6 protein-coding genes are annotated in these 9,014 nt (G+C 39.3%); 1 reads left to right on the forward strand and 5 read right to left on the reverse strand.

The annotated features are described in order from the left end of the window. Positions 1-11: 11 nt before the first annotated feature. Positions 12-773 carry an SGNH/GDSL hydrolase family protein gene (locus ACHWSC_RS15555; RefSeq protein WP_394677333.1) on the forward strand — a complete coding sequence of 254 codons (762 nt, stop codon included), beginning with the start codon at positions 12-14 and terminating at the stop codon, positions 771-773. A gap of 69 nt (positions 774-842) precedes the next feature. On the opposite strand, the gene ACHWSC_RS15560 is transcribed toward ACHWSC_RS15555, so the two are convergent. The 5 genes from ACHWSC_RS15560 to thrA form a co-directional block, all read right to left on the reverse strand. Then, entirely contained in the window at positions 843-2,039 is a 1,197-nt protein-coding gene (locus ACHWSC_RS15560; RefSeq protein WP_394677334.1) for an MFS transporter, read from the reverse strand. A 65-nt stretch (positions 2,040-2,104) separates the two neighbouring features. Beyond that, a complete protein-coding gene (locus ACHWSC_RS15565) occupies positions 2,105-3,292 on the reverse strand; it encodes a class I SAM-dependent rRNA methyltransferase (protein WP_120333245.1) in 1,188 nt (395 codons plus the stop codon). 163 nt (positions 3,293-3,455) lie between these two features. Next, on the reverse strand, positions 3,456-4,763 hold the full coding sequence (thrC, locus tag ACHWSC_RS15570; protein ID WP_394677335.1) for a threonine synthase: 1,308 nt from the start codon (positions 4,761-4,763) through the stop codon (positions 3,456-3,458). 153 nt (positions 4,764-4,916) lie between these two features. Further along, positions 4,917-5,855: a homoserine kinase gene (locus ACHWSC_RS15575; RefSeq protein ID WP_394677337.1), complete on the reverse strand. Its 939-nt coding sequence runs from the start codon at positions 5,853-5,855 to the stop codon at positions 4,917-4,919. Positions 5,856-5,942: 87 nt separating this feature from the next. Then, entirely contained in the window at positions 5,943-8,390 is a 2,448-nt protein-coding gene (thrA, locus tag ACHWSC_RS15580) for a bifunctional aspartate kinase/homoserine dehydrogenase I (protein WP_394677336.1), read from the reverse strand. Positions 8,391-9,014: the final 624 nt, after the last annotated feature.

Genomic DNA, 9,014 nt, shown 5'->3' on the forward strand with positions numbered 1-9,014 from the left:
AAAACCTAATAATGAACACAAACCGCAGATCATTTATCAAAAAAAGCATTATTGGCACCGGTCTATTGACTGGCGCCGATTTACTGAGAAACGATGTATTCGCACACGAATCAACAGCCGGTTCCTCAAAAATCACTTTAAATAACGACGACATCATTTTATTTCAGGGCGATTCCATTACGGATGTGGGCCGAGATAGAAATAACAAAAATGCCAACGACACCGCAGCGCTGGGCCATGGTTATGCTCTATTGGCTGCCAGCCAAATCTTAAATAAATATCCAGCAAAGAGACTAAAGGTATATAATACAGGTATTAGCGGAAATCGTGTACCCGATCTTCAAAAGCGCTGGCAGGAGGATACTCTGGCAATTAACCCCACTGTATTGAGTATTTTGATTGGTGTGAACGATTTCTGGCGGACAATCGATCGAGGAGCACAGACTACGGTTGAAGAGTATAAATCCCAGTACAAACAGCTATTGCAGGAGACATTACAAAAGCTTCCAAATGTCAAATTGATCATTGGAGAGCCTTTTGCAGTAAAGGGTGTAGGTCACATTACTGAGGCTTGGTATCCAAAATTTTTGGCTTATCAAGAATCCGCTCGTGAGATCGCCAAAGAATTTGGAGCAATTCTTATCCCCTATCAAAAAATATTCGACAATGCACAAAAGAACGCCCCTGGTGCCTATTGGGCTGCGGACGGCGTACATCCCACGCTTGCTGGGGCACAAATGATGGCCTCGGCCTGGATGGACTGCATCAAGTAATAAAAGAAAAGAGCGGATACTTTATTGAAATCCGCTCTTTCTTTTTTAACATATGCTTATATGTTAAATCTAAATTTCTTTGTAAGGTGTTTTTTGTAGATTGGGAAGAAAATAAGCCACAATACCGATCAATGGCAGATAGGAACATAAGTGATAAATAAACTCGATGGAAGTATGATCTGCCTGCCAGCCAAGTACAGCGGATCCAATCCCCCCCATTCCAAATGCAAAGCCGTAAAATAGACCTGAAACCATACCCAACTTTTTAGGCAATAGTTCTTGCGCATAAACAATAATTGCTGGAAAAGCTGATGATAAAATCAACCCAATAATCACGATTAATATCCCGGTCATCGTAAGCCCGACATAGGGTAATGCCAATGCAAATGGCGCAACGCCCAAGACGGAGAACCAGATGACATATTTGCGACCAAATCGATCGCCGAATGCTCCTCCAAGTAGGGTTCCCACCGCAACGGCTATCAGAAAATAAAATAGATAGACTTGTGCTTCCACTTCACTGATTCCGAATTTCTTGATTGTATAAAACTGGAAGTAGTTTGTGATACTTGCTATATAGAAGTATTTTGAAACAATCAGTAATAGGAGTATAATAACGGTGACGACGATCCGGCTATTGGGTAGATCAGGTACGCGGATTGTTCTCTTCGTTGATCTAGCAGAGCTTTGAAGTTTCTTTTTATACCAACTACCGATATAATAAGATATAAATTGGCCGAGAATGGTAAATAAGCACATCCAAGCGATCGCCTGTTGCCCTCTCGGTAAAACCAAAAAAGCGACAATGATTGGAGCCATTGCGGTCCCTGCATTACCTCCGATCTGAAAAATAGATTGTGCCATACTTCTTCTTCCTCCCGACGCCATATAAGCTACGCGTGAAGATTCAGGATGAAAGATTGAAGAACCAATCCCGACCAGAAAAACAGAAAATAAGATCCATTCATAACTGTGTGCTTTCGAAAACAAAAGCATACCGAGAAGTGAAAAAGACATCCCTATAATCTGGGAGTATGGTACAGGATGTTTATCCGTAAATGAACCTACAACAGGCTGGAATATTGAAGCTGCTATCTGATAAACCATTGTAATCATCCCAACCTGAGAAAAGCTTAGATGATGCTCTTCTTTGAGCAAGGGATAGGTTGCCGGTATCACTCCCTGAATCATATCGTTCAGAAGATGCACCATACTCACGGCAAACAAAATAGAAAAAATAGGTCTACCCGCCTTCTCTTGTATCATGACGTCGTTCAAAAATTAAAAAGGTTGATTTTAACAAACCAACCTAAACTATCTTCATATAATAATTACAATACGCGTACCAACAATCCTTTCAGATATTCACCTTCGGGGAACGAAGCCCGGACAGGATGGTCTTCAGGTTGATGAAATTGTCTGATAAACTGAATTTCCTTACCGGCATCCAGTGCAGCCCAAGCGAGCACTTGTTTAAACGTATCCATATCCATCGCACCTGAACAAGAAAATGTCGCTAATAAACCACCACTATTTAACAACATCAATCCGCGGCGATTCAGGTCTTTATACGCCCTTGATGCTCTTTCCAATGCAGATCGAGAAGGTGCATATTTCGGTGGATCCAGGACTATCAGATCAAATTTTTCTCCTTCATCAATGAACTTACGCAATTGCTTGTTTACATCAGACAATATTGCTTTATGTCGACTAGGTTCAAAACCATTTTCAACAATATTCTTTTCCAGGGTTTCAATAGCCAGTGCAGAACTATCTACAGATATGACTTCTGCAGCGCCACTTTTCAAACTATTTAACGTAAAACCACCGGAATAGCAGAAACAATCTAGGACTCGTTTATTCAAAACGTAGTTGGCCGTTAGCTGGCGATTTTCACGTTGGTCGCAATAAAATCCCGATTTTTGCCCATCAATAATGTTAACCTTATAATGAATGCCATTTTCGATAACGTCGACAAATTCAGATGGAAGTTCTCCAAACAAAAGTCCATTGGTATCGGGTAATCCTTCATGTTCACGGGATTTCAGATCACTGCGCTCATAAATTCCTTTGGGTTGCAGCAAAGCATTCAATTCATCTATAATAACGGATTTGACTTTTTCCACCCCAACTGAATGAATCTGAATGGATATAAAATCTGCATATTTATCTGCAATAAGTCCAGGAAGAAAATCTGCTTCAGCAAAGATTAAACGAACCGTATTGGTAACGCCTTCTTGCAACAGATGCTGTCTTGCTGCAACAGCCTTCTGAACTCGGGCACGCCACCAATCTGCATCAATCTGTGCTTGAGGGTTCCACTCCAATAAACGAATGGCTACACGCGAGCTATTGTGAAATAGACCATAGGCAATAAATTCACGTTCAGCATTGTAAACGCCAACAACTTCGCCATCTTCAATTTTATCGGACAATGATTTAATTGCTCCAGAAAATACCCAAGGATGCAATTGCCAGGCAGCTTTATCCTTACCCTTATTCAAATAAACTGATTTCATTGTTGCAAAATTAACTTATTAATTCGACATCCTGATGAAACTTTCCGGATAAAACAATCTAACATCCTCAATACATTATATATTTCCCAAAAATCCTTTTAATCCAAAAACCTCCACTATTTCTGAATAAAAATAAAAGGGCTCCTAAAGGAGCCCTCGGCGTTTAGTTATGGTTGATTAAATATTTTTTGAAAGCTTCAAAATCAACTTTCAAAGATTCTGCTAATTTCTCTTTTCCTTGTAATGTTTCTGCGCCGACAGGCAAAACTATTTTTTCGAATACATCTGCTGCTATTGCATCAGGGAATTTGCAGGGATGTGCTGTCGATAAGAAAACTGAAGCATACGGACCGGGATGCTCATTTGCATATGCACGAGCGCCAAGCCAGGCGATTGCTGTATGCGGACAGGCGATATAATTCGATTCTTCAAGTAATTTCTGCATTCCTTCTTTTGTTTCTTCATCTGTAAATGTATAAGAAGAAAGCATATTTTTTAATTCAGCCACATTTCCGCCAAAGAGATCCTGTATACGTACCCAGTTGCTTGGATTCCCAACATCCATGGCATTGCTTAAGGTTTGAACAGAAGGCAGTGGTTCATATTTACCTGAAGAAAGGAATCTGGGAACGGTATCATTGACGTTTGTTGCTGCTACAAAATGCTTTACTGGAAGTCCCATTTTATAGGCCAATAAACCAGCCCCTATATTACCAAAATTACCACTCGGCACTGTAAATACGACCTCATTGACTCCTTGTGACTTCAATTGTGCATACGCATAAAAATAATAAAATGTCTGTGGGATCAACCGTGCTATATTGATTGAATTAGCGGAAGTCAAACGCAATATAGCATTAAGTTCGGCATCACTAAAGGCTTGTTTTACCAATGCCTGACAATCGTCAAAAGTTCCTTCTACCTCAATAGCACGAATATTTTGTCCATTAGTGGTCAGTTGTAATTCCTGAACCTCCGAGACTTTACCTTTAGGATATAGGATCGTCACACGTGTTCCTTCTACTCCCAAAAAGCCCAAGGCAACAGCTCCACCGGTATCGCCTGATGTTGCGACAAGGACGTCCAGTAATTTATCGTCTGTTTTTGAAAAATAGCCCATGACCCTACTCATAAAGCGAGCTCCAAAATCCTTAAAGGCATAAGATGGCCCATGAAATAGTTCGAGCACAGCGGTGCTGTCGGTCAAGAATTTTATGGGAGCATCAAAATTGATGGCATCGTTCACAATCTGTTTTAAATCGTCTTTGGGAATATCATTTCCCAATAGTGTAGAAGCTACTTCAAAAGCAATCTCCTGCAAGGAATACTGTTGAATATTCTTAATAAACAGTGGATCCAATTGTGGTATCTGTTCAGGCATATACAATCCTTTGTCTGCAGGGAGAGAATTGAAGACCGCATCTTTGAAGGAGACTTCTAATGTTTTATTATTTGTACTATAAAATTTCATATGTAAATAATCTTTTTGTAAAGGCCGATAAAACATCCTGTTATTTTCATTCGTGTTGACTTTAGAATGTGGATATTTCATTTTATTATCTTTTCTGGGTAATGATCAATTAACCTAAGATTTATAAACCTCGTTTCTGTCCTTAAATAATTTTTAATCTAATATTCTGGGTCCTTCCACATTAACACGGGAAACATAGCCAAAACTATCAATTTCATTTTCTTTGAGATGAGTTTGTATATTGTCGGCAATATCCTTTGCTATTTTTTCATCCCGTGTTATTGCAACGACGGAAGGTCCTGAGCCAGAAATACCAAAACTCAAGGCGCCATTTTTCAAGGCAATCTCTTTCATTTCATAAAACTGAGGAATTAAAATTGCACGGGTTGGTTCAATAAGAATATCTTTCATGCTTCGCGCAATGAGATCATAATCTTCCTTGAACAACGCGGCAACCAATCCCGCGATATTTCCCCATTGTGTGACGGCGTCTTTTAACAGCACTTTATCTTTTATAAGTTGTCTTGCGTCACGTGTGGGAACATCGACCTGTGGAAAAACGACCGCTGCTACGAGTTCTTTTGGTGAAGGGATGGAAATAACATCCAAAGGTTCATTTCCCCGAATTAATGTTATGCCTCCATAAAGCGCCGGGGCAACATTATCGGCATGGCCTGTACCGCAAGCCAAACGCTCACCTTCAACACAAAATGGCAGTAATTCTTCTTTTGTCAAAAGGTTTCCAAGCATGGTATTGATGGCAAAAAGCCCAGCCACGGTACTTGCTGCACTGGAGCCAAGTCCCGATCCAATTGGCATATGTTTATGCAATTCAATTTCGACACCTACCTTTGAAGAGATATTCAAGGCTTGTAATAGATATTGAACACAGGCAGATACGGTATTCTTACCGGGATCGAGTGGTAGTCTTCCATCGTCACCAGTTATTTCCCGAATCGTTACTCCAGGTTGTTGCGTGCGCCGCATAACCACCTCATCACCGGGTTCCTCGACAGCGAAACCCAATATATCAAAACCACAGATCATATTTGCGACAGTTGCAGGCGCAAAAACACGAACTTCCGACAGCATGCTGTCTAAATTTATCACCTTATCCTTGAGATACTCCACATTTAAATTATTGGCCATCACGTAATTTTTATTTTCCTTGAATAGTTTTTATGCTCCAACATTTACCAAATCTGCAAATACACCGGCAGCTGTCACCTCAGCCCCCGCACCAGGACCTTTTACTACGAGGGGACGTTCTTTATAGCGCTCTGTTGTAAACGATATAATGTTATCGCTGCCTGATAAAGCATAAAAAGGATGATTTTCATCAACAAACTGAATCGCAATGGATACTTTTCCATTTTCCAATTTCCCGATATAACGGATTACTTTATTTTCATTGACTGCTTTCTTCTTCATTGTTTCGAAATATTCATTTTCTTGCTGCAATTCTGTATAAAAAGAATCTACAGTATCTGCTTTCAAACATGCTGGAGGTAATATTGCGCCGAGGTCTACGTCTTCGGCCTCAACAGCATACCCGGCATCTCTTGCCAAGATGAGCATTTTACGCATAAAATCTATACCACCTAAATCATCTCTTGGATCTGGCTCGGTATATCCAAGCTCCTGAGCCTGTTTGACGACATCATAGAAAGAAGCATCTGCTTTAAAATTGTTAAAAATATAGGAGATTGTCCCTGAAAGAATAGCCTCTATCTTCACGATACGGTCACCACTCAACATCAAGTCTTTAAGCACCCTGACGATAGGCAATCCAGCACCTACATTTGTTTCATAAAAGAAATCTACACCGTGTCGATGAGCAGTATCACGGAGTGTTTTATATTGCTCGTATTTACCTGAATTCGCAATTTTATTGCAAGTGACAATCGAAATATTGGATTTAAAGATATCTTCGTAGTAGGTCGCCGGTAATTTGCTTGCAGTATTATCGATAAATACACAGTTCGGTAAATTCAGTGCCTTCATTCGATCAATAAACAATGCAAGGTCTGATTCAGTTCCATTTTTAGCAAGTTCATCGGACCAATTCTTTAAATCAACACCTTCGGTATTAAAAAGCATTTTACGGCTATTGGAAATTCCAACAACCTTAATTTCAATATCATTTTTATCCAAAAGGAATTCATGCTGATTTTCCAATTGTTTAAATAAAGTTGCACCAATGTTACCGGTACCGATATTAAACACATGCAAAGTTTTCTTCAACTCTGCGAAAAACGCGTCATGTACAGCGTTAAGTGCCTTTGCTAAATCTTCTTTACCAATAATTACAGATATATTATATTCAGATGAGCCCTGCGCAATAGCCCGGACGTTAATACCGTTCCGTCCTAGCGCTGCAAATAACCGACCGGACATACCGGGAGTTTTTTTCATATTTTCACCAACGATGGCTAATACAGACAGGTTTTCTTCAATCGCAGGAACGACCAGTTTATTCGCCTGGATTTCAAGCTCAAACTCCACTTCGATCAATTGTATAGCACGTTTGGCATCTGAAGGATTGACAGCAAATGTGATGCTATGTTCGGAAGAAGATTGAGTGATTAGCACAACATTGATCTGCTCTCTAGCCAATAGCGTAAAAAGCCGTCCGCTAAAACCCGACTTACCGATCATCCCTGATCCACTCAAGTTGATGACAGAAATATCCGAGATCGAAGAAATTCCCTTGATTGGCAGTGCGGTTTTTCCACTATCAAACTGAATCACAGTCCCTGAGAAATCAGGTTCAAAAGTATTTCGAATAACAATCGGTATTTTCTTTAAGAAAGCCGGAATCATCGTAGGAGGATAAATCACCTTAGCACCGAAGTAAGATAATTCCATTGCCTCTGTATATGATAATACAGGCAGGGAAAAAGCTTTCTTCACAATACGTGGGTCGGCGGTTAACATCCCATTCACATCTGTCCAAATTTCAATGGCTGTTGCGTCCAGTATTGACCCGAAGATCGCTGCAGTATAATCTGATCCACCTCTTCCCAAGGTGGTAATACGCCCATTTTCATTACTTCCGATAAAACCTGTAACAAACAGCAGCTTATCACGATGCGTTATGTACAAGGACTTCACCAATTGTTCAGTTAGCATTTCATTTAAATGAGCATTACCGAAATTTGAATCTGTTTTCACATAATGGGATGCATCTACAAATAGAGATTCAGGAATATATTGTTCCATCACCTTAGATACCATATAATTTGAGCAACGCTCACCATAACTAAGGATCAAATCTTTACTTTGATTGCTCAGCTCCTTTAGCGCAAAAATTCCTTGGAGGAGATCTTCTATCTCATTAAAAAACAACTTTAGCTTCGTAAATACAGGATTTTGATATTTCACAGCCAGAAGTTCTTTAACAACCGTAAAATGCTTATCTTCTAGGGACTTTAGACCATCCGAAAAGGACTTTCCTTCTGCAGCGTCCTCAGCCAACTGGGTAAGCAAGTTTGTTACACCAGACATAGCTGATAATACAACCAATGGCTTTTCCTTTGCGTCATAAGATTTTTTTACAATACTTAAGACCGCCTTTAGACTTTCTACCGTACCGACCGATGTGCCTCCAAATTTTAAAACTTTCATACTGTTTTATACTGTTTGTTTAGATTGATGATTTTTGTGCTAAAAAAAGAAGCGCTTTCCTTTGTCGAGGAAAGCGCTTCTAAATATTGTGTCTACTTTTATATACAACGAAACTACTTCCTCCTAAGTTTTATCCCGGTGGTAATAATAATCGATGTAATAATTGTATTTGTGTTCATTGCTATTGCTTATGTTTTGTAAATATAGAATAAATATTATCACTTTACCAAAGAAAATTAATATTTTTTTTAAGATTCACAATGAGAACCCAAATAGAGTGGTATTCTATCAGATAGACATTTCTTCTAAGTGTAGCAAACAATCTACTTTATGTAGCCGACGATTGACAGAACCATTAATTTTCAATAAGTCAAGGTGAGCCCGATAAAGATGTTAAAATTGTTAAAATTTCGTTAAATACCTTAAAATAAATTTGACCTTAAACTGATATTGTATTATATTCGCAACAGTGCTGTCCAAAATAGATGACAGTGTTGAATTTTTAAAAGTTAAATGTTGTACAAAAAAGCGATTTAATGAAAACAAAGAAATTTATAGCGTCAATGCTATTTATCGGCTTATGTCTAGTGTCGCAGGCACAAACCAACAGAAACTCCAAACCAG

The sequence above is a fragment of the uncultured Sphingobacterium sp. genome, from assembly GCF_964277905.1.
Classification (GTDB): domain Bacteria; phylum Bacteroidota; class Bacteroidia; order Sphingobacteriales; family Sphingobacteriaceae; genus Sphingobacterium; species Sphingobacterium siyangense.

Excerpts from the sequence above, each read along its gene's own strand:
- ACHWSC_RS15555 (WP_394677333.1), top strand. The coding sequence starts at position 12 with ATGAACACAAACCGCAGATCATTTATCAAAAAAAGCATTATTGGCACC.
- ACHWSC_RS15560 (WP_394677334.1), bottom strand. The coding sequence starts at position 2,039 with ATGATACAAGAGAAGGCGGGTAGACCTATTTTTTCTATTTTGTTTGCC.
- ACHWSC_RS15565 (WP_120333245.1), bottom strand. The coding sequence starts at position 3,292 with ATGAAATCAGTTTATTTGAATAAGGGTAAGGATAAAGCTGCCTGGCAA.
- thrC (WP_394677335.1), bottom strand. The coding sequence starts at position 4,763 with ATGAAATTTTATAGTACAAATAATAAAACATTAGAAGTCTCCTTCAAA.
- ACHWSC_RS15575 (WP_394677337.1), bottom strand. The coding sequence starts at position 5,855 with ATGCTGTCGGAAGTTCGTGTTTTTGCGCCTGCAACTGTCGCAAATATG.
- thrA (WP_394677336.1), bottom strand. The coding sequence starts at position 8,390 with ATGAAAGTTTTAAAATTTGGAGGCACATCGGTCGGTACGGTAGAAAGT.